Here is a 26,382-nt window from a genome sequence, read left to right on the forward strand (position 1 = left end):
GCAAACGACGCGGATCGAGGATGCGACTCGCAACCCGTCGATTATTTCGGATTGGTGATATCGAAGATCTTCCCGATCATCCCGGCCGAGCCCAGCGCATTGACGGCTTCCGTCGGTATAAAGATCGTCGTTGCTTTGCCTTCCGCCATTTGACCGAGCGCTTCGAAGGATTTGTAAGCCAGTATTTGCGCATCCAGCCCGGCTAGCTTGATCGCTTCGATTCGCGCCCGTTCCGCGTTCGCGACATGCTTGATGCCTTCCGCCTTTCCGATCGCCTCCAGCTCCTGCGCTTTTTGCTTCGCTTCGGCATCGAGAATTTGCCGCTGCTTCTCGGCTTCGGCCGCCAGGACGACGGCTGCTTGCTGCGCCTCCGCGCGCAATACCGTCGATTGCTTCTCGCCTTCCGCCTGCAGGATGATGGCGCGCTTCTCGCGTTCGGCCCTCATCTGCTTCTCCATCGAATTCTGGATATCCGCGGGAATGGCCAATTGCAGCACTTCGACGCGGTCGATGCGGACGCCCCAATTCTCCGATGCCTGATCGAGCACCAGTCGGAGATCCGTCTGAATGCGGTCGCGGTTGGAGAGGATTTCGTCCAATTCCATCTTGCCGATCGTCGCCCGCAGCGCGGAGGCCACGATATTATGAATGCCGCCGACATAGTTGGCAATGCCGTACGTGGCGAGCTTGGGATCCACGACGCTGAAAAACGTCGCAAGCTCGATGCCGATCGCGACATTGTCCTTCGTGATGACGGATTGCGAAGGCACCGTCTCCTGATGAATGCGAAGATCGTGACGCAGCCGGATTTTGTCGATGACCGGTATGATCAGATTCACCCCGGCATGAAGCGTTTTATTGTATTTCCCCAGTCTTTCCACGATGGCTACGGTTTGCTGCGGGATGATCCGCACGCCTTTGATGACAATGGCTACGACCATGGCAAGAATAACGACAACGACGATAATGCCAATCACTCGGCCTCTACTCCTTCGTCACGAATAATTTGGTAACCCTTACCTCGGCAACGACGACCTTGGCGCCTTCCGCGATCTTTTCGCTCGCGACGGCCGACCATATCTCGCCATGCAGCTTGACGAGCCCGGCCTCGTCGGGTGAAATGGCCTGCACGACGTACGCTTCTTGTCCCACCAAATAATCCGCGATGCGCGGAATCGGCGTCTTCGAGGTCGAGGGGACGACTTTGCGAAGAAGCGGCAGCAAGAAGATATACAGGGCGGCGGTCGCGATGACAAACGTGAAGCATTGCGCCAATACCGGGAATCCGGCCAGCGCGGCGACGATGGAGATGACGGCTGCAGCGGACAGGAGCAGAAAATAGAACGTTCCCGTGAACAGCTCGATCAGCACGAGCACCGCAGCCAAGACCAGCCAGGCCAAAGCGAACATGAATCTCCCCCCTCATGAAGCGTCCATTTTAATACCTATGTGGCTCCGTCGCAATCAGACCTTCCTTGCGCGGGCGCGAATAAGAAAAAGCGCGCATCCGAACGGCTTGCGCTAGTCGCGACGGGAGATGAAGATCGTGGATAATCTCACAATAATTTCTAGCTTTGCATGGAATTCGCGCCCGCAGTCAGTTATGATATAGGGGTGTCTTAGAAGACTACTAGGCGTAGGTGATGATGATTGTTTCTATTTGATTACATCGTCAATCTCTCCATTTTCTCCCTCTTCGTTAGTACGCCTCTCGTGATCCGTTCGTTCATGAATCTGAAGCCGTTGAAGCAGCAGAACCTGTGGGTCGGTCTCTATGCGGGCAGCGTTTCCGTCATCCTCGTTTTGATGTCCGTGAAGCAACAAGGCTACGCGTACGACATCCGGTATGCGCCCGTCATTTTGATGTTTGCTTATCTAGGGCCTGTCGGCGGGCTGATCACCGGTTTTTTTGCCTTGTCCGTGCGGCTGCTCTCCAGCGGAAACTGGTTGCCGGCTATCGGCGGCTGGGTCTTGATCATGCTTGTGTTCTGCTTCCTGCATGTCGCGTTTTCCCGTCGGCAGCTTACCCCGCTTAGAAGAAGCATCGCGTTTTCCGGAGCTTATATGATCCTTTATTTCGCCACGGTCGTTGGTTTTCGTATTCTCGTGAACAAGCCCTTCTTCCACCTGCAATACCTCTTGTTCGTCATCCTGGGCGTGATCCTGGGAAGCTTGCTGATCGAATCGAACGAACGGCTCCGCAGAATCATTACGGACCGCAATTACATGGAGAAAACATTGGAAGCGCGCGAGTCTCAATACCGGCTCATTGCCGATCATACCTCCGATCTGATCCTGTTGATGGATAAAACGTATGCGATCCGTTATTTTTCCCCGTCCCATGGGTCCGTGCTGGGGTATCAGAGCTTGGCCCTGGACGATTGCACGGCGCTGTTCAAGATCATTTGCACGGACGATGCGGACAAATTCAAAAGGACGATAGCGCGCATCTTCGCAGATAAGCATTCGCACTCCATGGAGATCCGGTTCCGGCACAAGGAAGGACATCTGATCGCATTCGATACGTTGTGCAAGCCGGTCGAAGGAGACGATGGCGCCATCGAATACATCGTGATGATCAGCCGCGATATCTCGGAGCGGAAGAAAGCGGAAGGCATCTTGCTGCAGTCCGAGAAGCTGGCGGTCATCGGGGAATTGGCGGCGGGCGTCGCGCATGAAATCCGCAATCCGCTGACGACGATCAAAGGGTTTCTTCAGTTGTACAAAGCGGAGAACCCTTCGATCAAATACAGCGATTTGCTCATCGATGAGTTGGAACGCATCGAAATGATCACGTGCGAGCTGCTTACGATGGCCAAGCCGCAGGCCGTCATGCAAGTCCGCACGGACGTGAAGGATTTGATCGAACACACGCTAGAGTTTCTGACGCCTCAGACCTTGCTGCACAACATTGAATTTCGGCGCGATTATGCGGGAACCGCCTTTCCGATGACTTGCGTGAAAGATCAAATGAAGCAGGTCTTTCTCAATGTTCTCAAGAACGCGATCGAATCCATGCCGGGCGGAGGGGAAATTCGGATCGGCCTGCATCGGGAATCCGATCACGCGTGCCTAATCTCGATTCGGGATCAAGGCTGCGGGATTCCGGACGAGCTGATCGATCGCTTGGGACAGCCGTTTTACAGCTTGAAGGAAAAGGGAACGGGACTCGGTCTGATGATCAGCCATAAAATCATTAAACAATACCACGGCAGCATCGCGTACGAAAGCAAGCTGAATGAAGGCACCTTGGTCGAGATCAGACTGCCGCTGGCCGATTAATAAGAGCCTTTGCGATTCGTCGCAGCTGGGCAAGGCGGCGACCTCCTGATTTTATGCGCTTTCATAGCAGGGATTCGACATTTTTTTTAGAACCTAATTAGAGATGCCTTTGATTGCGTTCATATTATTTTTTTGAGGGACAGAAGAAGCTGCCGACATCCGGCTCCCTCGGAAGGAGTGCACGAATGAAACGTCCTAATTTGATCGTCATTTATTGCGATGACCTCGGGTACGGCGATCTGGGCTGTTACGGATCCGAGGAGATCCGAACCCCGCATCTGGACCGGTTGGCGAGCGATGGCGTCCGGTTCACGAATTGGTATTCGAACTCGCCGGTGTGTTCGCCTTCGCGGGCTTCGCTGCTCACCGGCAATTACCCGGCCCGCACGGGGGTCGAAAGCATCTTGGGCGGCAAGCGGGGAACGGCCGGATTGTCGAACGAGCAAAAGACGATCGCGACCGTCCTGAAGCCGGAGGGCTACCGCACCGGGCTGTTCGGCAAGTGGCATCTGGGCGTAACGCCGGAGCAAAGTCCCAACGCGCACGGCTTCGACGAGTTTTTCGGCTTTATGGCCGGCTGCGTCGATTATTATTCGCACATCTTCTATTGGCAGCAGTCGGGAGGGGTCGATCCGGTCCATGATTTATGGCATAACGGACGGGAGGTTTGGAGCAACGGCGACTACCTGACCGAGCTGATCACGTCGAAGACCGTCGCGTTCATCGAGGCAGAGCAAGATCAGGAACGGGAGCAGCCCTTCTTCGCGTACGTGGCCTATAACGCGCCGCATTATCCGATGCATGCGCCGCAGAAGTATCTGGATCGCTTCCCCGATCTGCCGCCGGATAAACGGATCATGGCCGCAATGATCTCGGCGGTGGACGACGGCGTCGGCGAGATCGTAGAGTCGCTCAGAAGGACCGGTCAATACGAGAATACGGTCCTTTTCTTCTCCAGCGACAATGGACCTTCGACCGAATCGCGCAATTATTTGGACGGTACGGAGGATCTCTATTACGGCGGCTCGGCGGGAATCTTCCGGGGGCATAAAGGAAGCCTGTTCGAGGGCGGCATTCGCGAGCCCGCGATCCTCGCCTATCCGTCGACGGTGGACGCCGGCCGCGTGGAGCATCGACCGCAGGCGATGATGGACTTGCTCCCGACGTTCCTGGAGTTGGCCGGCATCGCGCAGCCGTCGCACCCGCTCGACGGGCGAAGCGCCGCGCCGCTGCTTCTGCACGGAAGCAGCCGGGAAGAGGGGCGGCACGAGCGGCTGTTCTGGGCTTACGAAGGCCAACTCGCCGTCCGCGAAGGAAACTGGAAGCTCGTCCTGAACGGAAAGCTGGACTTCGGCCGGGCGGTGCCGGATGCCGTGCATTTGTCCGATCTGGAGTCGGACCCGGGCGAACGGATCAACGTGAGCGGACAATTCCCGGATAAAGCGCGCGAGCTTCAAGAAGCGGTCACCCGCTGGTACGCGCAATTTCGGCCGGAGATGCCTGTTCCCGGGGCGGACGGATTAGAAGAGTAATCCGTTATATATAAAAGTTATGGCGATTGATCGTATCCCCTCATGGATGACAGAGCAGAAAAGCCCATTGGTACTTGGACTTGAATGCGGTTATCCGGAGGGGATTTTTGCAGGGGAGGGGAAGGAGTTTTCCTCTAATCGTGTTATATTTACCTGTATCGGAGGTGGCACAATGCGACTGAAGGCGTGCCTATTGATCTTATTACTTCTCGTAATCGGATGTTCGTCGGGAACGCAAGCGACGGCGCCTGGCGGCAAGCCGAGACCTGCCCAGATGAAGCTGACGCCTATTGATCTATTCGAAGGGGACGCGGCGAAGTTTAAGCTCTTTCTCGGACCGATGACCGGCGCTTTTCAATTAGCGTATGAAGGCGATAAACCCAATGTCAGCTTGGATATCGACATCTGGAAGAACGGTCGGAAAGTTAGTGCCGCAGGCGCGATGGGAGATTTATTTTATTATCCGGGAGAACAGAAGGGGAGCCACGAAGTCGAGCTCGTGATCTCCATCGATGCGGTAACCATAGAGGGGAAGAACCGGTTCAGTACGATTAAAGTCGGCATCGTGGGTCAGGCGGGATCCAGTCTCTCTACGTTTACGATCCCATGGGATGAGAAACTGACAGCAAGAGGTTTGCTGCAGGATGCGGAACCGCGTTCCTTTACGGCCGATCGGCCTGTTCATGTGTTTGGCATGCAGGCCACAAGCTCCAATGGCATCCAGACGGCCGACTTTTCGCCGGAATCGTTAGGCCAAACGGAATGGGCGCTCGTGTTCACTTTACGGTTCGAGTAATAGAGCGTTGCTCGGTGATGAAAACTTATCTTTTTGACATGAGTTGGATGCTCCACGTTAATAACAAAACAAGGAGGCAAGGATGAAAAAGCCTTTTCTTCGATCTCTCGTAGTAGGACTTCTATTCGTTTTGGTTTATTATGCTTTTCAGATGATTCACGGGATGATGCTTACCATGAACTATGTTCCGGACATCGCGGAGAGTTATGAGTCCGTAGGTGCTTTACAACCTAAAGTGCACTAGGAGATGAAGCGAATGGCGTGTGGAGTAAGGCGCTAGAAGTAGCTGGTCTGATGCTGCTTGGTATCGTGGTTTATTATTCAAGTAGGTTATTGCGAAGTAGAAAGAATTGAAAACGTAAAAGCAGGCGGATTATCCATGAATCATCCGCAGTACTACAGAACATAGACGGCCTCAGTCCGATGGAATTCAGGACCAAGGCCGCCTAGCTGCGTGTACTATTTATACTTGCCGCTGTTTTATGAATTCAAACGGGCCCGCACGTTCAACGATTTTGCCGCGATAGCGGGTTCTTGCCAATCAATATCTTAAAGTCCACCGTGACTCGCGGCACATGCATGGCTCGAACTTTGTCCAAGCGCTCCCTTGATGTGCCCCAGGATAAAGGCGTCATGCCGAGCAAAGGCTCGATTAACGGTTCGCGCAGGTCTACTTGATAGCGAAGGCTTTCCACGTCCGCGATCTCAAAATGCGCGTTGAAATGGTCCAGCGTGCGCGCATTCGAATACGCCTGCTTGTTCGATCCCTCGTAAAGCACTTCTCTAAGTTCCTTCAGATACTCCCGTCCGGGAATGACCTTGATCACCATGCCGTCATCCGCGATCAGTCGCCGGAATTCCGAATAATTCGCCGGCGATAGAATGTTCAGCACGATTTCGAATTGCCGATCGGCAAACGGGCAGTTCGCAATATCCGCCACGCACCACGTCGCATTCGAATATTCGGCCGCGGCGAAACCGATGCCCTCCTTGGAAATATCGATTCCGACACTGCATGGAAGGGCGATGTTGTGCCGCATCATTTCTTCTTGAATGTTAACGAAGTGCGAGCCTTCTCCGCACCCTGCATCCAGCAAGCTTGCAGGCTCATGCGTTGGAAGGCGATCGATAACCACGCTGCTTATCGCTGCATGCAAGGGATCGAAAAAACCGCTCCTGCCGATCGCTCTTCTGCAGACGAAGATATTCTTATCATAGTTCGTATTATGGGCGCGAGACAATAAGTTTAGATAGCCCTGCCTTGCGATGTCGAAGCTATGCTCGTTGCTGCAGCATAGACGCTGCGAAGTTATCATTTGCATCTGCGCTTTGCAAATCGGGCATCGGAATATATGCTGGATTCGTTCGATAGCAGCCGCGCTCGTCAGCCGCTTACTTTGCTTAACCACAAAAAAGCACCCCGTTCATTCGTAATCGGTGAATGAATAAAGGCGCAGTCAAATAAACCCGGGCAGATGTCGAAAAAAAGCCGGGTTACGTGAGCTACGCCTTACATTACCTGTAACGAATGAATTGGATGATCATCGTAAAGCTCTCCCTCATCGGCAATACATCTAAAGCGATCTCATTATATCATATTCCGCCATCCCAACTTGCTGTTGCGGGACGGTCGCCAAGCGCCTCGACGGCGCGGTGAATCAAGACCGCTCGGAGGGAAGGCGCTGTCCTCGCCGACTGATCGCCTGCAGTTCTGCCGAATAACGCAATCTTGAAAACAAAATGTAAGCAAGCGCCGCAAGCGATTCGCACTACGATCAATAGAAACGTTTCGATTAAGCGCAAACAACCTCTTGAATACGCTTTATTTATCGGATATAATCAGATCGAAACGTTTCTCCAAATGATTACGACTGCTATAATGACCTAAAATGTGGATATTATACGCTAAATCGAAACGTTTCACCGAATTTATCGAGGTTCGGTAAACCGTAATAATGGTAAACATACAGGACATAATGAGGGGAGGAAAACGCTTCTAGGGCTGATTGTCCTCATGAAGTGAAAGCGCAAGCAAGGATCGAGTTCATTATAACTGATATTATCGAGAGGGGTTTTTCGATATGAAAAAAACAATGACATTGATAACGGCCGGCGTGCTGACCGTAGGCATGCTCGCAGGCTGCGGAGCGAAGAACGATACGAACGGTGGCAACGCGAGCGAGGGAGGCGGCGATTCGAACGAGAAAGTCACCTTGACCGTATGGGGCATGGGCGAAGAAGCGAAAACCTTGCCTAAGTTCGCGGACGAATTCACGAAAGAAAACCCGAATATCAAGGTGAACGTGCAGGCGCTGCCCTGGGATCAAGGCCACGACAAGCTGCTGACGGCGGTTGCGTCCAAGAAAGGTCCGGACGTCGTTCAAATGGGCTCGTCCTGGGTGGCGGAATTCGCGGATGCCGGCGTGCTGGCCGACCTGTCGCCATACGTTACGCAATATCCCGAATTGAATCCCGATAATTTCTACCCGGGCGCGGTCGCAGCCGGCAAGTATAACGACAAGTACGTCAGCTCGCCGTGGTATGTCGAGACGCGCGTGCTGTTCTACCGCACGGACATGCTGAAGAGCGTCGGCTTCGACAAGGCTCCCGCAACGTGGGACGAGCTGTCCGACGCCGCGCAGAAGCTCACGAAAGCCGGCGGCAGCGGCAAGTACGGCATGAGCATCGATCCGAAGGAGCAGTCCCTGGGCTTTATGTTCGCCCGTCAGAACGGCGCGAATTGGTTCACGGCGGACAACCAGCCGAATTTCAACGATCCGAAATTCGTCGAAGCGGTCTCGTACGTCAACAGCTTCTACCAGAACGGATCCGCGCCGAAGGATCTCGGCCTCGACATTGTGCCGGCTTTCAAAGAAGGCATCCTGCCGATGTTCATCAGCGGTCCGTGGATGATCAAACTGATCCAGGATCAAGCGCCGGAAATCAACGGCAAATGGGCGCTCGCCGTGCTGCCGAAGAAAGAAAACAACATGTCGGTGCTTGGCGGCTCGAACCTGTCCATATTCGAGTATTCGAAGAATAAGGATGCCGCGGCCAAATTCGTCGCCTACATGAGCAAAGCGGAAACGCAGCTGAAATGGATGGATTCCACGAGCTCGCTGCCGGCCGTCACGTCCGCATGGGACAACGACAAGCTGAAGAACGACCCGAACTATCAAGTGATCGGCGAACAATTGAAGACGGCGCAGCCGATGCCGGTCCTGAAATCCTGGGCGCAGATCGGCGACAGCTACCTGAAGCACTTCGAGGTCATTTACCGCAGCAACGCGGACGTGAAGAAGGAAATGGACAGCTTCAACGCCGACGCGGCCAAATTAATGAAGTAACGCGATAAGCTTTCCAGGTGCGGGAATCGTCTTCCCCTCCCAATGAAGCAGACCGGCCGCATGCGGCCGGCCTGCTCTATATATGCCCCAGGCATGAAAGAAGGAAGTGAGATTGCCGGATGAAAGGTTTCCTGAATAGACAAGCCCCTTATGTGTTCATTGCGCCGACTTTGATCCTGCTTACGTTGTTCTCTCTCGTCCCCATCGTGGTGGCCCTTGTGATCAGTCTCACCGACATGGACCTTGGAGGACTCGCGAATTTCGATTCGATCGGCTTCATCGGGTTTGACAATTATGTCGAGGTCTTGACCGATCCCGTTTTCATGAAGTCCATTCTCAACACGCTATTCTACGTCGTGATCGGCGTGCCGCTGGTCATCCTGTTCTCGCTTGCCGTCGCGCTGTTGATCAACCTGGGCACGTCCCGGATTTTCAAGGCTTTTCGCGTTGTCTATTATCTCCCGTCCGTGACGAACATCGTAGCTGTCGCGGTCGTCTGGAGTTATCTCTATAATCCTTCGCTCGGCCTGTTCAACTACCTGCTGAACGCAATCGGCCTGCCGGACGTACAGTGGCTCACGCAGCCGACGACCGCCAAGCTGTCGCTGATCCTGCTCGCGCTGTGGAAAGCGGTCGGCCTGAACATGATCATCTTCATCGCGGCGCTGCAGGGAATCCCCAAATCTTACTACGAAGCCGCTCAACTGGACGGCGCCAGCCTGTGGCAGCAGGTGACGAAGATCACGATTCCGATGCTGCGATTCGCCATCTTCTTCGTGTCCATCACGACGATGATCGGCTGGCTGCAGTTCTTCGAGGAACCGTTCGTCATGACGAACGGCGGGCCGCTGGACGGTACGCTGTCCGTGTCGCTGTTCATTTACCAGAACGGCTTCAAGTTCAACAACTTCGGGTATGCGGCGGCCGGTTCGTTCGTGCTGTTCGTCTTTATCATTGCCATTACGCTCATTCAGCTCAGGCTGCAAAAAAACGAGTCCGACATGACTTAAAGATGCGGGGAGATCATTATGAGTAAATCAGTTGCCATGAAGAAAGGGAGCCCGGACGCGCAGCAGGGCGGCCGGCTCTTCCAATGGATTTCCGTCGTCGTGCTTAGCATCGGCGGCCTCTTCTTCCTGCTGCCTTTCTTTTGGATGATCATGTCGTCGTTCAAGCCGGAGAGCGAGATCGTGCAGATTCCGCCTACGCTGTGGCCGTCCCACTTTACGATGAAGAGCTTCAAGGATTTGTTCGAAAACATGAATTTCGGAGTGTACCTGAAAAACACGCTGATCATCGTCCTGTTCTCGTTCGTCGGCCTGCTGCTGAACGCCGTGGCGGGCTTCGGCTTCGCCAAGTACGACTTCAAGGGCCGGAACGGACTGTTCCTCCTGGTGCTCGCGACGATGATGATCCCGAGCCAGGTCACGATGATTCCGGTCTACCTCATCCTGAATTCGATGGGATTGACGAATACGATGACGGGGATCGTGCTGCCGGGCTTCGTCGGCGCGTTCGCGATCTTCTTGTTCCGCCAGTTCATGTCGACGATTCCCACGGAGCTGCTGGAAGCGACGCGCCTGGACGGCGCGAGCGAATATCGGATCTTCCTGCAAATCGCGCTGCCGATCTCGAAGCCGATTCTCGCGGTTCAGGCGATCCTGACCTTCATCGCCGGCTGGAACAGCTTCCTCTGGCCGCTGATCATCGCGAACGACGAGAGCCTGTACACGCTGTCCGTCGGCTTGTCGCTGCTCAAGGGGCAGTACGCCTCGAACTTCGGCCTGCAGATGGCCGGCGCCACGTTCATGGTCGCTCCGGTCATCGTGCTGTTCACGTATTTCCAGAAGCATATTATCGAGAATTTCAGCATTTCCGGCATGAAATAAATACGAATCCGCAAAGGAAGCAGGTGCGAATGCGATGTCCTCGACAGTCCATAAGCGACCGAACATCCTGTTCATCATGTCGGACGACCATGCTTCGCATGCGATCGGAGCCTACGGCAGCCGTATCAACAAGACGCCTCATTTGGACCGGCTGGCGGACGAAGGAATGCGCTTCGACAATTGCTTTTGCACGAATTCGATCTGCGCGCCGAGCCGCGCGACGATTTTGACCGGGACGTATAATCACGTCAACGGGGTCAAGACGCTCGGCGACGACCTGGACGGCCGCCAAACGACGTTTCCGAAGCTGCTGCAGGCGAGCGGTTACCAGACGGCGATCGTCGGCAAATGGCATCTGGGCCACGGCGGGCATCACGACCCGACGGGCTTCGATTATTGGAGCGTGCTGCCGGATCAAGGCGAATACCGCGATCCCGATTTTATCGAGATGGGCAAGGCGAAGAAGTTCGAAGGCTATGTCACCGACATCATTACGGACAAGTCGCTGGACTGGATCGATCATCGCGATCCGGAGCGCCCGTTCATGCTGATGTGCCATCACAAAGCGCCGCATCGCCACTGGGAACCGGACGAGAAGCATAAGCATCTCTACGAGGATACGGAGATTCCGGAGCCGGAGACGTTCAACGACGATTATGCGACGCGCTCCCAGGCGACCGTGCGGGCGAAGATGCGCATCGACGATCTGAACGAGCTGGATACGAAAGGTCCGCCGCCGGAAGGGCTGACGCCGCAAGAAGTCCGCAAGTGGAAATACCAGCGGTACATCAAGGACTATCTTCGCTGCATCGCCTCCATCGACGATAACGTGGGCCGCATGCTCGATTACCTCGACGAGAAGGGGCTGGCGGAGGACACGATCGTCATCTACACGTCCGATCAGGGCTTCTTCCTCGGCGACCACGGCTGGTTCGACAAGCGGTTCATGTACGAAGAATCGCTGCGGATGCCGTTCCTGATCCGGTACCCGCGGGAGATCGAGGCCGGCAGCGCGAGCGATGCGATGATTTTGAACACGGACTTCGCGCCGACCTTCCTCGAGTACGCGGGTCTGCCGGTCCACGAACGGATGCAGGGCTACAGTATCCGGCCGCTCCTGCACGGCGTCGTGCCGGATGGCTGGCGGACGTCGATGGTCTACCGCTATTGGATGCACCTGGACGGCAGCCATGAAGTGTACGCGCATTACGGCATCCGGACGCATCGCTACAAGCTGATCTATTATTACGCCCAGGCGCTCGGCACCACGGATTCGCGGGACGAATCCAGGCCGCCGGAATGGGAATGCTTCGATCTGGAACAGGATCCGTGCGAGCTGAACAACGTCTACGGCCAGCCGGATTATGCCGATAGGATCGCGGCGCTGAAGCGGGAGCTGGAGAAGCTGATGGACGACGTGCAGGACGAATACTTGCACGATTAAGCGCGAAGACGCCGGCGTTCAACGCGGCGATCGTGGCATAGAGAAGAATAACGGATAGGAATCAAGAACATGGGAGGGAGCCCGGAGATGAATACTGAGCAGCGAACGACAACGTTTCCCGTGCAAACGGATGGGCTGGTTTTCACGTTCCTGGAGAGCGGCGACCTGCGGGACATGCAATACGAAGGAATCATGATTAACCAACTCATGTCGAACCCGCTGGACGGTTCGATGAACAATCTATATTTGCGCGTGCGCGAAGCGGGGCGGATCGTGTTTGCGCCGCTGCTTGGCGTGCGCTCGGACAGCCGGGTCAGCGCGTCGGACCGGCGCGTCGTATGGAGCGGGGAAGCGCTCGGCGTCGGGTATCGCGTGACGTTGACGCTCATGCCCGGCTTGATCTGGTTCTGGGACGTACGGCTGAACGGCGACGGCGCCCTGGCGGACGTCGTCTACGGCCAAGATCTCGGATTGGCCGACATCGGCGCGGTCCGCACGAACGAAGCCTACATGTCCCAGTATATCGGCCATGCGGTATTTCATGCGGAGGATACGGGGTACGCGGTGTGCTCGCGGCAAAACCAGCCGATGTCGTCCGGCTTTCCGTACATCCAGCAAGGATCGTTGACTCGTACCGCGGGATACTCGACCGACGGCTTCCAATTCTTCGGCCTCTCCTACAAGGAGACGAACGTACCGGAAGCGCTTGGCCGCGACAGCTTGGACAATGCGGTCTACCAATACGAATTCGCGTATACCGCGCTGCAGTCGGAGACGGTACGGCTCAGCGGCGAAGCCGCGTTCGTGTTCTACGGCTTGCTGCGGCCGAACCACGCGGAAGCGGTCGGAGCGCTTGAGTACCGGGACGAGGTGAGGGCCGCGTGGGTGCTGGCGCAAGCCGAATTCGGCGCGGACGCGGCGAAGGAACTTCGTCCGATCGGCCCCCGCGTGGCGTGGAGCGAAGCGATCGGCGAGCCGCTGCGAAGCGAGACGCTCTCGATGGAGGAGATCGACGCGCTCTTCCCGGTCCGTCTGCAGGAAGAGCGCGACGGGGAAGAGCTGCTCTCCTTCTTCACGGGGACGTACGAGCATATCGTGCTGAAGTCGAAAGAGCTGCGCATGGAGCGTCCGCACGGCCATATCCTGATGAGCGGCGACAATGCGCGGGTGAACGAGCAAGTCTTGTCCTCGACGAACTACATGTACGGCATTTTTCATTCGCAGGTGACGGTAGGCAACACGTCGTTCAATAAATTGATGACGAACGCGCGCAACGCGCTCAACGTGCCGAAGACGTCGGGACAGCGGATCTACGCGGAGACGGACGGCAAATACCGTTTGCTCGCGATGCCGTCCTTGTACGAGATCGGCTTTAACTACGCGCGCTGGCACTATAAGCTGGCCGACGATACGCTGATCGTGACGGCATGGACGAAGGCCGATTCGCCGGAGCTCGCGCTCGAAGCCGTCTCGAAGACAGGCAAGGCGTATCGCTTCCTCGTGACGAGCCAGATGACGATGAACGACAAGGAGTACGAGCTGCCCTGCCTGCTCGAGCGCGACGGAGACGAGCTCGTCTTCCGCGCCCATCCTGATTCGCTGAGCGCAAGCGCGTATCCGGAGCTGAATTTCCGTCTTCGCGTGACGGGATCGGACATGCGGGTTCTGGACGAACGCGCGCTCGCGCCGGAAGCGGCGGCAGGCTCCGCTTCGCTGACGGTGCTGGCGCTCGAGGCGACCCGGGGCTGGAGACTGACGATCGCGGGCAATCTGGAAGCGGCGTCTTCCAAGGCGGGAGCCGCGGACAATCGGCAGCCGGCGGAGACGGATATCGAGCAGTACCGTTCGTTCTTGTCGTCGGTCATGAACGAGTTCCGCTTGTCGCATGCATCGGAAGCGCAATCGCGGGAGCTGGAGAAGTTCAACGTGCTGGCGTGGTGGTACACGCATAACATGCTCGTCCATTACTCCGTCCCGCACGGCCTTGAACAATACAGCGGCGCCGCATGGGGCACGCGCGACGTCTGCCAAGGGCCGACGGAATATTTTATGGCGACGGGCAAGCACGAACAGGTCAAGGAAATCCTTAAGACGGTCTATGCGCACCAGTACAAGGAAGACGGCAATTGGCCGCAATGGTTCATGTTCGACCGGTATTACCGGATCCAGCAGGAAGAAAGCCACGGCGACATTATCGTCTGGCCGCTGAAGGTGCTGGGCGATTATTTGCGGGTTACGGGCGATTTCTCGATCTTGGAGGAGCGCGTGCCGTATTCCGCCCATACGGGCGAGCTGACGGAAGAGACCTTCACCGTTCTCGACCATGCGCGCAAGGAACTGCAGTATATCAAGGATCGCTTCCTGCACGGCACGCGCCTGTCCGCTTACGGGGACGGCGATTGGGACGATACGCTGCAGCCGGCGAACGCTAAGCTGAAGCAATACATGATCAGCAGCTGGACCGTGTCGCTGACGTTCCAGACGTTATCCCAGCTTTCCGGCGCGTTGTCGGGCCAAGGCGGAGCGCTTGCCGAGCTGGCGGCCGAGCTGGAGGAGCTGGCCGAAGGCATCAGGGCGGACTTTCACCGCTACTTGGTGAAGGACGGCATCATCTCCGGCTTCGCCTATATGGAAGAGCCGGGCCGCATCGAGCTGATGCTGCATCCGAGCGACGACAAGACCGGCATCGCGTACCGTCTGCTGCCGATGACGCGCAGCATGATCGGCGAGCTGCTGGACGCCGACGAGGCGGAATCGCATTACCGGCTCATCAAGCAAGAGCTGTACTGCCCGGACGGCGTGCGTCTGATGAACCGCCCCGCGGACTATGCGGGCGGCGTCAGCACGCGGTTCAAGCGCGCCGAGCAGGCCGCGAACTTCGGCCGCGAGATCGGCCTGCAATACGTGCACGCCCACATTCGCTTCGTCGAAGCGATGGCCAAGCTCGGCAAGCGCGACGAAGTGTGGAAGGGCCTCGCGATGATCAATCCGGTCGGATTGCGCGACGTCGTGCCGAATGCCGACTGGCGCCAGAGCAACGCTTACTTCAGCAGCTCGGACGGCAAGTTCCCGGACCGCTATGCGGCGCAGGAAGGCTTCGGCAAGCTGCGCACGGGCGAGGTGCAAGTGAAGGGCGGTTGGCGCATCTACTCGAGCGGCCCCGGCATCTACATGAACCAGCTGATCTCGAACGGCCTCGGCATCCGTCAAGAAGGCGGGGATTTGGTTCTGGATCCCGTGCTGCCGGCGGATATGGACGGGCTTCGCTTCCGTTTCCGGTGGAACGGCAGGCCGATCGCGTTCCGCTACGACATCGGCGGCGAGACGGTGACCGCCGTGACCGTGAACGGCAAGCCCGTGCACGCGGCCGAACGCGCGAACCGGTACCGTCACGGCGGCGTGCGGATCGGGCGCGAGGCGCTTGAAGCATTGCTTGTCGACGGCATGAACGAGGTCGTCATCCGGCTGTCATAAAATTATTCGGCGGCGATGGGGGGAGTTCGTTCCTCATCGCCGAATTTATTCCATGAAGCGATCGAGACATGAGAGCGAGCAGTGAAGATAGGAGCGATAGCTGTGGTCAGCATTAAGGACATTGCCAAGCAATTGGGGGTATCAATCTCGACCGTATCTTACGCGCTGAACGGAAATCCGAAGGTCACGGAAGAAACGAGGGAGAAGATCCTGACCGTGGCCAAGGAGCTGAATTACGTGCCGAACGCGGCCGCGAGGTCGTTGAAGAAGCGGGAGACGCGCATCATCGGCGCGTTCCTGACGACGTTCGAGGGGGCTTTCTACGGCCAGCTTCTTCAGGGCATGAAGGAAGAGATGAACAAGCGGGGGTACGACCTCGTCATCTGCAGCGGCGTGCAGTCGCACCGGATGCTGTCGGAAGGCACGGTGGACGGCGCGATCGTCCTGGACAGCCTGTTCACGGATCAGGAGCTGCTGCTTCACGCGGGGAGGAACCATAAGCTGGTCGTGCTGGACCGGGAGCTGAGCCATCCGAACATCGTGCAGGTGCTCCTGGACAACAAAGCGGGCGCCACGTTCGCGACGGAGTATCTGATTCGCAAGGGGCATAAGAAGCTGTATGCCGTGACCGGTCCCGAAGGCTCGTTCGACTCCGAGCAGCGGCTGGCGGCCGTCCGGCAAACGGTGGAGCGCAACGCCCCGCTGCAATATGCCGAGATTCCCGGCAACTTCGACAAGGAGAGCGGAGCGGCCGCGGCGGCGCGCATCCTCGGCGAATACGACGGACCGGCCGCCGTGTTCTGCCTGAACGACGAGATGGCGATCGGCGTATACCAAGCGCTGAAGGATTCGCCGTATCGCATCGGGGAGCATCTCCACGTGGTCGGCTTCGACCACATCGACATCTCCGACTACGTGCAGCCGCGGCTCGCGACCGTCGATTATTCGGAGCGCCGCTGGGGCGCTGTGGCCGCCGAGCAGCTCATCAAGCTGATCGCGGGGGAAGGCGCGGAGCATGAGCGCATCTACGTCTCGCTGATCGAAGGCGAGTCGGTGCGGCAGGTATAAGTTCGATAAGCGGGAAGCGCTCAGGACCATGGGTCTTGCGCGCTTTTTTGGTTCAATGATCTGGGTCTGCGCCCCTTGGCTGGTTGCCTTGCCGTGCCGAAGCGAAGGGCGCTGGGCTGGGTGTCTTAAGTAGACTGCGATGAAAAGTTATTTGACTCACGCCAGTAGCGTAGAACTAAGCCGAGGGACGGGCAGTTTAATACATCATATCACCGCGTCTGATATACTTTTTAATAAAGCGATTAAGGTGGTCGGATGATGTTCAATAATGATTTGGATAAAACATTAGAAGAACTTGAAGGAGAGATTTGGGGCCAGCCACAGTTTTGCTCAAACCTTGTTATTCGCTGTCATGAATTACGAAGGAAACCATTAATGAGCTTCTCTATTGAAGATTTAAGAATAATGATTGGGCAAGGGTTCAGTTTGAAATATCTTGTTCCAGTTGCTCTTAGGTAATTGGCAGACAACCCGTTTGTCGGAAGGGATGTTTATAAAGGAGACCTGTTGGTATGTGTAATGAACGTTGAACAGACTTTTTGGGATGTAAACCCTGAAGTGCAAGTCGAGTTGGAATTAATATTAACCGATGTTAAATGCACAATTGAAAAATTGCTTCCTTTGGTGGCCACTCATAAGTCTCCAAATCGCTGAACTAGCGGGTTTAGAAGTACGGGATCTCCCTTATACCCTTTAGTGTACTTGTTGTTGATAGAACAATAGTTTATTTATATAGGACTAAAGTTTTACTTCATAACAGTCGATACTATTGTTTATATTTGTAAATTCGAAGAAGCAAACAGTAGTTGAGGGGGAAATTGTCATGTCACGAAAGAAAAAGAAACAGCAGCGGGAAAGGGAACGACTTATTGAAGACTTATTAAAATTCCTTGTGGTAGGGGCATTCCTTGGTATCTATTATCTGACGAAATCGCTCCCAGCCTCCGCGATCGCCGCGGGAACAGTGCTGGGGCTATTCATTGTCACTCGAGTATATGGGAACCAGAAACGAGTAGAGCGCCTAAAGCGTTCCGGCATAAACGAAATTGACGAGATGGATGGTCGACAGTTCGAACATTATCTGGGTCATCTACTAAGGTTTCAAGGATATTCGGTGGAAGTCACCCGTTCTGCAGGGGACTACGGCGCCGATCTAGTCATTAAACGTAATAACAAGAAAATCGTAGTTCAAGCAAAGCGGTATAGCAGAAATGTGGGGCTTAAAGCCGTGCAAGAAGTGCAGGCCGCCATCGCGCATTATGGTGCATCTGAAGGCTGGGTTATTGCAAATCGCGAGTATACAGATGAAGCATACTCGTTAGCCAGGTCTAATGGGATCAGGCTTGTCAATCGCGGGCAGTTAATAGAAATGACGCTGAAGATGAATCCCCAGCAGGGCGCATCACAGGTGGTCAAAGCCATAAAGGAGCAGTTGCCTGAGGAGCAACGAATGTGCAGCCGCTGCGGAGAGAAAATGGTCCGTCGGAAAGGGCCGAAGGGCGAATTTTTTGGATGTAATGCATATCCAAAATGTAGAAATATAACATCCGTATAGGTTCAGAAGATTAATGGATGAAAAAGCGTTTTGACGAATGAATTTTCCGAAATATATCTATTTGGCACCAGGCGCAGCGAGGCGCCTGGTTTTATTATGTTCAGAGAAAAAAGTGCTAGGCAGGATGACCATACACATTTAGCTCGCGGCACTAATGGAGCGTTAAGCCATAACTAGCTGTTCCACTTGCGATAGCGGGTCGGATTCGTCCCGATCATCCGCTTGAACGTCCGGTTGAAATGCGCGAATTGCTCGAAGCCGACCTTCTCGGAAATATCCGCGACCTTCAGGCTCGACTTGGCGAGCAAGGCCTGCGCCTCGCGAATGCGGGCCAGATTCAGGTAGCCGATGACGGTGAAGCCCGTCACGCTCCGGAACATCCGGCTGAAGTACGAGGGACTCATCCCGAATCGGTCGGCGAGCGAAGGCAGCGACAGCTTCTCCCGGTAATGGGCGTTCATGAACTTCACGACCTCGGCCATCAGCCGATGCGACGGGCTCAGCGGATCGTCGGTCGCCGGCACCTCGGCATCCTTCAGGCGCGAGGCGAATAACAATAATTGAGACAAGAGAAGGCGGAGCGATAATTCGAATCCGTCTTCTTGCTGTTTGATCTCGTCCGTCATCTTGCGGAAGAGCTCTTCCGCATGCCACTGCTCCTGCGGCTTCAACCGGTACTGATGCCGATCCCGCTCGAACAGCCGCAGCAGCTCGGGACGAAACATCGGATGACCGTCGCCGAGAAAGGCATCGCTGAAGTTGATGACGATCCGCTCGTGCTGCGGGGAACCGAGCACCGAGGTTTTATGGACGTCATGCTTGTTAATGAAGATCAGATCGCCCGCGGCCACGGAATACATGCTGTCCTTGATGAAATATTGGCGTCGTCCGGACAGCAGATAGTAGACCTCGTACGTGCTGTGATAATGGTTGTAGGCTTCGAAGGGCGACGTGCGGTTGACCTGCTGCAGAAAAAAATCCCCTTCTTCCTCGCCGAAATGGACGGTAACCGTTTCTTTGGGCTGCATGGCGTCACCTCGTGGCAAAAAAGATCATATTACCTGCGATTATAACAAAAAAGGACAATACATAAAACTTATATTGTCCTATCATAAAGGTGTAGGTTGAACAAGCGAGGGAGGAATTGCGTTGAAAGCCTTTATGGACGAACGGTTTCTGCTCGGCAGCGAAACGGCGTGCCGGCTTTATTACGATTATGCGGCCGAGATGCCGATCATCGACTATCATTGCCACCTGGATCCCCGCGAGATCGCCGAGAACAGACGGTTCGGCAACCTGACGGAAGCGTGGCTGCACGGCGATCACTACAAATGGCGGGCCATGCGGGCGAACGGCGTGACGGAGCCTTACGTGACCGGCGGCGAGGGAATATCCGATTATGACCGATTCCTGGCTTACGCGCGCACGGTTCCGCAGGCGATCGGCAACCCGCTCTACCATTGGTCGCATCTGGAGCTTCGCCGGACGTTCGGCGTCGACGACATCATCCACGAGGGCAATGCGGCAGCGATCTGGAACAAGGCGCAGGCCGTCTTCGACGGAAAGGGCGTCACCGTCCGCGATTTGATCCAAGCGAGCGACGTGCGGGTTATCTGCACGACGGACGATCCGGCGGATTCGTTCGAGCATCATGCCTTCATCCGCCAAGACCCGACGATCGATACGCAGGTGCTGCCTTCGTTCCGCCCGGATAAAGCGTTGAATATCCGCGCCGCCGCCTTCCTGCCTTGGATCGGACGGTTGGAAGCGGCATGCGGAACGCGGGTCGCCGATTACGCCGCTTTCTTGGAAGCGCTTAAGTCGAGAATCGACTATTTCGACCGGATGGGCTGCCGGTTGTCGGATCATGCCCTCGACGAGGTGCCGTTCGCGCCGTGCTCGGAAGCGGAAGCAAGCGCGATATTCGCCAAAGCGATCCGGGGCGAAGCGGTCGGCGAGCAAGAGGAGCAGCGCTACAAAACCTTCACGCTGCTGCAGCTTGGCAGATGGTATGCCGAGAAAAACTGGGCGATGCAGCTGCATCTTCATGCCCACCGCAACAACAACGGCCGCATGCTCTCCCGGCTCGGCCCGGATACCGGCTACGATTCGATCGGCGACGGCCGGCTGGCCGGCGCGCTCGTCGGACTGCTCGACGCGTGGGAAAACGAAGGCGCGCTGCCGCGCACGATCTTGTATTCCTTGAATCCGAAGGACAACGACGTGCTCGCTTCGATCATCGGCTCTTTCCAAGGAGGGGGCATCCCCGGCAAGATCCAGTTCGGCTCCGCGTGGTGGTTCAACGATACGAAGGACGGCATGCTCGCGCAGCTGTCGGCGCTCTCGAACATGGGGCTGCTCGGCCGGTTCGTCGGCATGCTGACCGATTCGCGCAGTTTCCTGTCCTTTACGCGGCACGAGTATTTCCGCCGGATCGTATGCGATATGATCGGCAAATGGGTAGAACGGGGCGAAGCCCCGCATGACATGGCCTGGCTAGGCGGCATCGTGCAGGATATCAGCTTCCGCAACGCGGAGCGCTATTTCCGGTTCGGATCGCCGGCGGGGGCGGAAAGCGAGGGGTTGAACCATGTCCAGGCTTGATCCGGCAAGCTCCGGTCCGCGGCGGATCGGGCAGGCCGCGCTGGCTGCGGCCGAGCGGGAAGAGTGGCAGCGCCAGCGGGAACTGCCGATTAAAGTGCTGCAGATCGGGGAAGGCAATTTTCTGCGCGGGTTCGCCGATTGGATGCTGCAGGCGTGCAATCGCCGCGGGCTGTTGAACGGAAGCGTCGCGGTTACGCAGCCGCGTCCGACGGGCAAGCCGCATCTGGATAAGCTGAAGGAGCAGCAAGGCGCCTATACGCTGCTCGTGCGGGGGCTGCGCGACGGCAGGCCTGTCGAGGAGAAGGAGACGATCACGGTCTTCTCCCGCATGATCGACCCGTACGAGGAGTGGGAAGCCTTCCTGGAGCTGGCCGAGCTTCCGGAGCTGGAATTCGTCATCTCCAATACGACGGAAGCGGGACTGACCTATCAGCCGTCCGAGTGGTCCGGCAGCGAACCCGTGCTTTCGTTTCCCGGGAAGCTGACCGCGTTCCTGTACCGGCGGTTTACCCGGTTCGGCGGCGATCCGGCGCGCGGGCTGATCCATCTGCCGTGCGAGCTGTTGGACCGCAACGGCGAACGGTTGTCGGCCGCCGTGCTGCGCCATGCCGAGGACTGGGGCTTGCCCGAAGCGTTCCGGGCTTGGGTCCGGGATGCCAACCGGTTCCTGAACACGCTGGTCGACCGCATCGTCACCGGTTATCCGGAGGACGCGGAGGCGTTATTCGGCCGATGGGGGTACGCGGATCCGCTGCTAACGACCGCCGAGCCTTATTATTTCTGGGCGATTCAAGGGGAACGCGAACTGGAAGCGAGGCTGCCGCTCGCGCAAGCCGGCTTGAACGTGAAGTGGGTCGAGGACTTGACGCCCTATCAGCTGCGCAAAGTGCGCCTGCTGAACGGAGCGCATACGATCTTGGCCACGATCGGACTCGTGAAAGGGCTTCATGAGGTCCGCGAAGCGCTGGAGCATGCGGAGCTGGGACCGCGATTGACGCAGGGTTTGTTCGAGGAGATCGTGCCGGCGGTGCCGATCGATGGCGGCGAATTGACGGCCTACGCAAACGAGACGCTGGACCGGTTCCGCAATCCGTATATGAAACACCGGCTGGCCGATATCGCCTTGAACAGCCTGTCGAAGTGGAAGACAAGACTGCTGCCTACTTTGAAAGCGCATTGGCAGCGAACGGGGGGAATCCCGGACGTGATCGCGGAGTCGCTTGCCGCCCTGCTTCGGCTATATCGTCCCGCGAACGCGGAAGGTCCGTATAGCTCGCTGCTGCCGGACGGGTCCAGCTTTACGGTCCGCGACGATCAAGCCTTGCTCGAATTGATCCGCGCGGCATGGGAGCCTTATCGTGCCGGCGGGGGATCTGCCGGCGGCTTGGCGGACAGCGTCCATGAACTGCTCGCGTTGACTGCCCTGTGGGACGAGGATTTGAATCGTTATCCCGGTCTTGCGGACGAGGTTGCGCGGCATCTGGCAAGCTGGGAGGCGGATGCCCGATGAGCGCCGCCGTAAGCCTGCATCCGGATGACGACGTCGTCGTCGCGCTCCGGGATTTGAAGGACGGGGAGACGATCGGGCAGCCGGACGCGGACGGCGGCTGGACCGTGAAGGTCGTCGGCGAGGTGCCGAGAGGGCATAAGCTGGCGATTCGTCCGATTCCGGCCGGACGGCATGTCCGCAAATTCGGGTATTCGATCGGGCTTGCCCAATCGGATATTCCGGCCGGCGGCTGGGTGCATACGCATAACGTCCGCACTGGGCTGGGCGCGCTGCTCGATTACCGTTACGAGCCCATCGCGCAGGACGATCCCGCAAGCGCGCGCGGGGCTTCGTTTCTCGGCTACGAGCGGGAGAACGGCGACGTGGGCATCCGCAACGAGCTATGGATTATCAATACGGTCGGCTGCATCAACAAAACATGCGAGCTGCTGGCGAGTACGGGAACGCAGCGCTTCGCGGGGCGGGGCATCGACGGGGTGTTTCATTTCGCGCATCCGTTCGGCTGCTCGCAGCTGGGCGATGACCTCACCTACACCCGCCGGCTGCTCGCGGCGCTTGCCGATCACGGCAATGCGGCGGGCGTGCTGATCGTCGGCCTCGGCTGCGAGAACAATCAGATCGACGGGATGAAGGAGCTGCTCGGCGAGCAAGGGGGGCGCATCCGGTATCTCCGCGCGCAGGATGAGGAAGACGAGCTGGCGGCCGGCATGCGGCTGCTGGAGGAGCTGGTCGAGTTCGCGGAGCGGTTCGAACGCAAGCCCGTTCCGCTCGCCAAGCTGAAGCTGGGTCTGAAATGCGGCGGCTCGGACGGCTTCTCCGGCCTGACGGCCAATCCGCTTGTCGGCCGTCTCGCGGATATCGTGACCGCGGAGGGCGGGACGGCTCTGCTGACGGAAGTGCCCGAGATGTTCGGGGCGGAGACGATCCTGATGAACCGCGCGGCCGACGAAGCGGTATTCGACAAGATCGTGGACCTGGTCAACGATTTCAAGCACTATTTTATCCGGCACGACCAAGAGATTTACGAGAACCCGTCTCCCGGCAACAAAGCCGGCGGCATCACGACGCTCGAGGAGAAATCGCTCGGCTGCACGCAGAAGGGCGGCACGGCCCGCGTGACGGACGTGCTGCCGTACGGCGTCCGCGCGGCAAAGCAAGGGCTGAATCTGATTCAAGGCCCCGGCAACGATCTGGTGTCCGTGACGGCGCTGGCGGCGGCGGGCGCGCATATCGTCCTGTTCACGACGGGGCGTGGCACGCCGTTCGGCGGTCCGGTGCCGACGGTGAAACTCTCCACCAACAGCGAGCTCGCGATGAAGAAGCGGAACTGGATCGACTTCGACGCGGGGCGCCTCCTCGGCGGATCGACCATGCAGGCGCTGACGGAAGAGCTGTTCGAGTACGTGCTCGGGCTCGCTTCGGGCGAGATCCGCACGAACGGGGAGCGGAACGGCTACAAGGAGATCGCGATTTTCAAAGACGGCGTCATTTTATAATCAGGGAGGAAGTTCGACATGGACAAAAAAAGATACGTGCTCGTCGGCACGGGAGGCAGGGCCGAGTTTTTCTACGGCGCGATCGCCTCGCAATACAAGGAGACCTCCGAGCTTGCCGCTTTCTGCGACACCAACCAGACGCGGATGAATTACGCGAATAAATTGCTGCAGGAAAGCTACGCTTATCCGCCGGTGGCGACGTACAAGACGCAGGATTTCGACCGCATGATCGAGGAACAGAAGCCGGACGCCGTGATCGTGACCAGCGTCGACCGCACGCACCATACGTATATCATCCGCGCCATGGAGCTCGGCTGCGACGTCATCACCGAGAAGCCGATGACGGTGGACGAGCGCAAATGTCAGGAGATACTGGACGCCGTCGAGCGTACGGGCCGCAACGTGCGCGTCACGTTCAATTACCGGTATGCCCCGCATCATACCAAAGCCAGGGAATTGATCATGGACGGCGCGATCGGCCAAGTCACGTCGGTTCATTTCGAGTGGCTGCTGAACACGATGCACGGAGCGGATTATTTCCGCAGATGGCATCGGGACAAGCGCAACAGCGGCGGCCTGCTCGTGCATAAGTCGACCCATCATTTCGATCTGGTCAACTTCTGGATCGGCTCGCAGCCGGAGGAAGTGTTCGCTTACGGCGACCTGCTCTATTACGGCAAGGAAAATGCCGAACGGCGCGGCGTCACGGATTTCTATGAGCGAGCGACGGGCAATCCGAACGCGAAGGGGGATCCGTTCGCCCTCCATCTCGACGAGAACGCGCATCTGAAGGGGATGTACCTGGACGCCGAGCACGAGGACGGTTACCGCCGCGATCAGAGCGTCTTCGGCGACGGCATCAGCATCGAGGATACGATGGGCGTCATGGTCCGCTACAAGAATAACGCGATTCTCACCTATTCGCTGAATGCCTACATGCCTTGGGAAGGTTACCGGATCGCGTTCAACGGCACGAAGGGCCGCCTGGAGATGACGATCGTCGAGCAATCGTACGTCAATTCCGGCGGCGACAAATCGCTCGAGGGCGCTTTGAAAGACAAGCGCATCATTCTGTTCCCGATGTGGGAACCTCCCGTCGAGATCGAATTGGAGGAAGAAAGCGAAGGCGGACACGGCGGCGGCGATCCGGTGCTGCTCAACGACATCTTCGGCACGCCGGCGGAAGACCGGTTCCATCGCGCGGCCAACCATGTCGACGGCGCGCGCTCGATCTTGACCGGCATCGCGGCGAATAAATCGATCCGGACCGGTCAGCCGGTGAAGGTGTCCGAGCTCGTGAAATTCCGCGGCTAGCCTCGGCGGGAGCGGAGCGGATCGCATGGATGTCATTTAGATGGTCGAAGAGACGCGCAGTTATTCCGTATAGGCGGAGTAGCTGCGTGTCTTTGAATTTATCGCGGGAAGGGGGGACATTCGCGGAAGGAATCGTTATGATAACGGTATGGCGCGGCAGGCTGGGCAAACGAAGTGAAGGGCTGCATTTTAAGCGGGGCAAGAGGAGAAGCCATGAGAATCAACCTAGCATAGGAGGCAAATCAGGTGTCCGAAGCACGGAGCGATACGGTCGAGTACCCGATGGCGAACATTCCCGCCGGCGTAATTCAATTGCGGGACGATCGCATCCATAAGAGCTGGACGGTCGAAGTGGATGCTTTCCTGCTTGCTCCCGTTCCGGTCACGCAGGCGTCATACGCCTCGCTCGCGCACGGCACGAACAGGCGGGGAGAGCAGCCGCAAGCGCCGGTCGCGGACGTCTCGTGGCGGGACGCGGTCATATATTGCAACATGCTCTCCCGGCAATCCGGCCTGGAAGACTATTACTCGATTGACGATGGCGGCGAGCATGTCGTACGCAATATGGGAGCGAACGGGTACCGCCTGCCTACGGAAGCCGAATGGCAGTACGCGTGCAAAGCCGGAACGGCGGGGTACCGGTACGGGGGGCTGGACGAGGTCGCGTGGTACCGCGGGAACGCCGAAGGCAGGGTACGGGACGTGGGCGGCAAGGCCCCGAACGCGTGGGGCTTATACGATATGCTGGGAAATGTATGGGAGTGGTGCTGGGATCAATACGACGCGGACGTTTACGGACCCTACCGGGTCTTCCGCGGCGGAAGCTGGGCGGAAGAAGCGAGGGGCTGCGGCGCGACTTGCCGTCGGCGCAGCCACCCGGCGTTTCGCATCGACGATCTCGGCTTCCGGCTGGCGAGGTCGCTGCGATAGACGAACCGAATACGCAACCGCGCGGGGCGGCCGGCGTCATGAACGGGCTGCCTCTTTCGCCTATACCGAAACGCTAAATCGGGACGTTTGCAAGACATTAAATCATTCGCGCCCGCGAATTGTGTTAAAATCCATAATACA

Annotated in this window: 19 protein-coding genes and 1 pseudogene; 16 read left to right on the forward strand and 4 right to left on the reverse strand. The window is 57.4% G+C overall.

Annotated elements, in window-relative coordinates:
* Positions 1-41 precede the first annotated feature (41 nt).
* The gene (locus GT019_RS26295) at positions 42-977 is read right to left on the reverse strand and encodes an SPFH domain-containing protein (RefSeq protein ID WP_161746420.1); all 936 of its coding nucleotides are present in this window, start codon (positions 975-977) and stop codon (positions 42-44) included.
* Between the two features lie 7 nt (positions 978-984).
* On the reverse strand, positions 985-1,410 hold the full coding sequence (locus GT019_RS26300) for an NfeD family protein (RefSeq protein WP_161746421.1): 426 nt from the start codon (positions 1,408-1,410) through the stop codon (positions 985-987).
* Between the two features lie 240 nt (positions 1,411-1,650).
* Here GT019_RS26300 and GT019_RS26305 point away from each other — a divergent pair, with 240 nt between their 5' ends.
* From GT019_RS26305 to GT019_RS26315, 3 genes are all read left to right on the forward strand, one after another.
* Positions 1,651-3,282, forward strand: a complete 1,632-nt coding sequence (locus tag GT019_RS26305; RefSeq protein ID WP_161746422.1) for an ATP-binding protein — start codon at positions 1,651-1,653, stop codon at positions 3,280-3,282.
* A 185-nt stretch (positions 3,283-3,467) separates the two neighbouring features.
* Complete coding sequence (locus tag GT019_RS26310; protein ID WP_161746423.1) at positions 3,468-4,814, forward strand: sulfatase-like hydrolase/transferase; 1,347 nt, start codon at positions 3,468-3,470, stop codon at positions 4,812-4,814.
* A gap of 172 nt (positions 4,815-4,986) precedes the next feature.
* Positions 4,987-5,610 carry a hypothetical protein gene (locus GT019_RS26315; protein WP_161746424.1) on the forward strand — a complete coding sequence of 208 codons (624 nt, stop codon included), beginning with the start codon at positions 4,987-4,989 and terminating at the stop codon, positions 5,608-5,610.
* A gap of 506 nt (positions 5,611-6,116) precedes the next feature.
* On the opposite strand, the gene GT019_RS26320 is transcribed toward GT019_RS26315, so the two are convergent.
* Positions 6,117-7,019, reverse strand: coding sequence for a putative RNA methyltransferase (locus GT019_RS26320; RefSeq protein WP_161746425.1), 903 nt, complete (start codon positions 7,017-7,019; stop codon positions 6,117-6,119).
* A 672-nt stretch (positions 7,020-7,691) separates the two neighbouring features.
* Between GT019_RS26320 and GT019_RS26325 the strand changes: the two genes are divergently transcribed.
* The 8 genes and pseudogenes from GT019_RS26325 (at position 7,692) to GT019_RS26360 (ending at position 18,387) form a co-directional block, all read left to right on the forward strand.
* Positions 7,692-8,957, forward strand: a complete 1,266-nt coding sequence (locus tag GT019_RS26325; RefSeq protein ID WP_161746426.1) for a sugar ABC transporter substrate-binding protein — start codon at positions 7,692-7,694, stop codon at positions 8,955-8,957.
* Between the two features lie 119 nt (positions 8,958-9,076).
* Positions 9,077-9,967: a carbohydrate ABC transporter permease gene (locus GT019_RS26330; RefSeq protein ID WP_161746427.1), complete on the forward strand. Its 891-nt coding sequence runs from the start codon at positions 9,077-9,079 to the stop codon at positions 9,965-9,967.
* Positions 9,968-9,985: 18 nt separating this feature from the next.
* The gene (locus tag GT019_RS26335; RefSeq protein WP_161746428.1) at positions 9,986-10,846 is read left to right on the forward strand and encodes a carbohydrate ABC transporter permease; all 861 of its coding nucleotides are present in this window, start codon (positions 9,986-9,988) and stop codon (positions 10,844-10,846) included.
* 34 nt (positions 10,847-10,880) lie between these two features.
* Complete coding sequence (locus GT019_RS26340) at positions 10,881-12,290, forward strand: sulfatase family protein (RefSeq protein WP_161746429.1); 1,410 nt, start codon at positions 10,881-10,883, stop codon at positions 12,288-12,290.
* Positions 12,291-12,377: 87 nt separating this feature from the next.
* Positions 12,378-15,764 (forward strand): GH36-type glycosyl hydrolase domain-containing protein, encoded by a 3,387-nt coding sequence (locus GT019_RS26345; protein WP_161746430.1) that lies wholly within the window; start codon positions 12,378-12,380, stop codon positions 15,762-15,764.
* Between the two features lie 102 nt (positions 15,765-15,866).
* Positions 15,867-16,832 (forward strand): LacI family DNA-binding transcriptional regulator, encoded by a 966-nt coding sequence (locus tag GT019_RS26350; RefSeq protein ID WP_161746431.1) that lies wholly within the window; start codon positions 15,867-15,869, stop codon positions 16,830-16,832.
* A 258-nt stretch (positions 16,833-17,090) separates the two neighbouring features.
* Positions 17,091-17,486 (forward strand): annotated as a pseudogene (locus GT019_RS32560) (contact-dependent growth inhibition system immunity protein).
* 169 nt (positions 17,487-17,655) lie between these two features.
* Positions 17,656-18,387: a restriction endonuclease gene (locus GT019_RS26360; protein WP_161746433.1), complete on the forward strand. Its 732-nt coding sequence runs from the start codon at positions 17,656-17,658 to the stop codon at positions 18,385-18,387.
* A gap of 173 nt (positions 18,388-18,560) precedes the next feature.
* Here GT019_RS26360 and GT019_RS26365 read toward each other — a convergent pair whose 3' ends face one another.
* Complete coding sequence (locus GT019_RS26365; protein WP_161746434.1) at positions 18,561-19,415, reverse strand: AraC family transcriptional regulator; 855 nt, start codon at positions 19,413-19,415, stop codon at positions 18,561-18,563.
* Between the two features lie 121 nt (positions 19,416-19,536).
* Here GT019_RS26365 and uxaC point away from each other — a divergent pair, with 121 nt between their 5' ends.
* The 5 genes from uxaC to GT019_RS26390 all read left to right on the forward strand — a co-directional run bounded on the left by uxaC (position 19,537) and on the right by GT019_RS26390 (position 26,241).
* On the forward strand, positions 19,537-20,991 hold the full coding sequence (uxaC, locus tag GT019_RS26370; protein ID WP_161746435.1) for a glucuronate isomerase: 1,455 nt from the start codon (positions 19,537-19,539) through the stop codon (positions 20,989-20,991).
* Positions 20,978-22,501, forward strand: a complete 1,524-nt coding sequence (locus GT019_RS26375; protein ID WP_161746436.1) for a tagaturonate reductase — start codon at positions 20,978-20,980, stop codon at positions 22,499-22,501. The genes uxaC and GT019_RS26375 overlap by 14 nt, the downstream gene beginning before the upstream one ends.
* On the forward strand, positions 22,498-23,997 hold the full coding sequence (locus GT019_RS26380) for a UxaA family hydrolase (RefSeq protein ID WP_161746437.1): 1,500 nt from the start codon (positions 22,498-22,500) through the stop codon (positions 23,995-23,997). The genes GT019_RS26375 and GT019_RS26380 overlap by 4 nt, the downstream gene beginning before the upstream one ends.
* Positions 23,998-24,015: 18 nt before the next feature.
* Entirely contained in the window at positions 24,016-25,311 is a 1,296-nt protein-coding gene (locus GT019_RS26385; RefSeq protein ID WP_161746438.1) for a Gfo/Idh/MocA family protein, read from the forward strand.
* Between the two features lie 282 nt (positions 25,312-25,593).
* Positions 25,594-26,241, forward strand: a complete 648-nt coding sequence (locus tag GT019_RS26390) for a formylglycine-generating enzyme family protein (RefSeq protein WP_161746503.1) — start codon at positions 25,594-25,596, stop codon at positions 26,239-26,241.
* The last annotated feature ends 141 nt before the right edge of the window (positions 26,242-26,382 follow it).

This window comes from Paenibacillus glycinis (assembly GCF_009909185.1).
GTDB lineage: Bacteria > Bacillota > Bacilli > Paenibacillales > Paenibacillaceae > Paenibacillus_Z > Paenibacillus_Z glycinis.

Excerpts from the sequence above, each read along its gene's own strand:
- GT019_RS26300 (WP_161746421.1), bottom strand. The coding sequence starts at position 1,410 with ATGTTCGCTTTGGCCTGGCTGGTCTTGGCTGCGGTGCTCGTGCTGATC.
- GT019_RS26310 (WP_161746423.1), top strand. The coding sequence starts at position 3,468 with ATGAAACGTCCTAATTTGATCGTCATTTATTGCGATGACCTCGGGTAC.
- GT019_RS26315 (WP_161746424.1), top strand. The coding sequence starts at position 4,987 with ATGCGACTGAAGGCGTGCCTATTGATCTTATTACTTCTCGTAATCGGA.
- GT019_RS26325 (WP_161746426.1), top strand. The coding sequence starts at position 7,692 with ATGAAAAAAACAATGACATTGATAACGGCCGGCGTGCTGACCGTAGGC.
- GT019_RS26330 (WP_161746427.1), top strand. The coding sequence starts at position 9,077 with ATGAAAGGTTTCCTGAATAGACAAGCCCCTTATGTGTTCATTGCGCCG.
- GT019_RS26335 (WP_161746428.1), top strand. The coding sequence starts at position 9,986 with ATGAGTAAATCAGTTGCCATGAAGAAAGGGAGCCCGGACGCGCAGCAG.
- GT019_RS26340 (WP_161746429.1), top strand. The coding sequence starts at position 10,881 with ATGTCCTCGACAGTCCATAAGCGACCGAACATCCTGTTCATCATGTCG.
- GT019_RS26345 (WP_161746430.1), top strand. The coding sequence starts at position 12,378 with ATGAATACTGAGCAGCGAACGACAACGTTTCCCGTGCAAACGGATGGG.
- GT019_RS26360 (WP_161746433.1), top strand. The coding sequence starts at position 17,656 with ATGTCACGAAAGAAAAAGAAACAGCAGCGGGAAAGGGAACGACTTATT.
- GT019_RS26365 (WP_161746434.1), bottom strand. The coding sequence starts at position 19,415 with ATGCAGCCCAAAGAAACGGTTACCGTCCATTTCGGCGAGGAAGAAGGG.
- GT019_RS26375 (WP_161746436.1), top strand. The coding sequence starts at position 20,978 with ATGTCCAGGCTTGATCCGGCAAGCTCCGGTCCGCGGCGGATCGGGCAG.
- GT019_RS26380 (WP_161746437.1), top strand. The coding sequence starts at position 22,498 with ATGAGCGCCGCCGTAAGCCTGCATCCGGATGACGACGTCGTCGTCGCG.
- GT019_RS26385 (WP_161746438.1), top strand. The coding sequence starts at position 24,016 with ATGGACAAAAAAAGATACGTGCTCGTCGGCACGGGAGGCAGGGCCGAG.
- GT019_RS26390 (WP_161746503.1), top strand. The coding sequence starts at position 25,594 with ATGGCGAACATTCCCGCCGGCGTAATTCAATTGCGGGACGATCGCATC.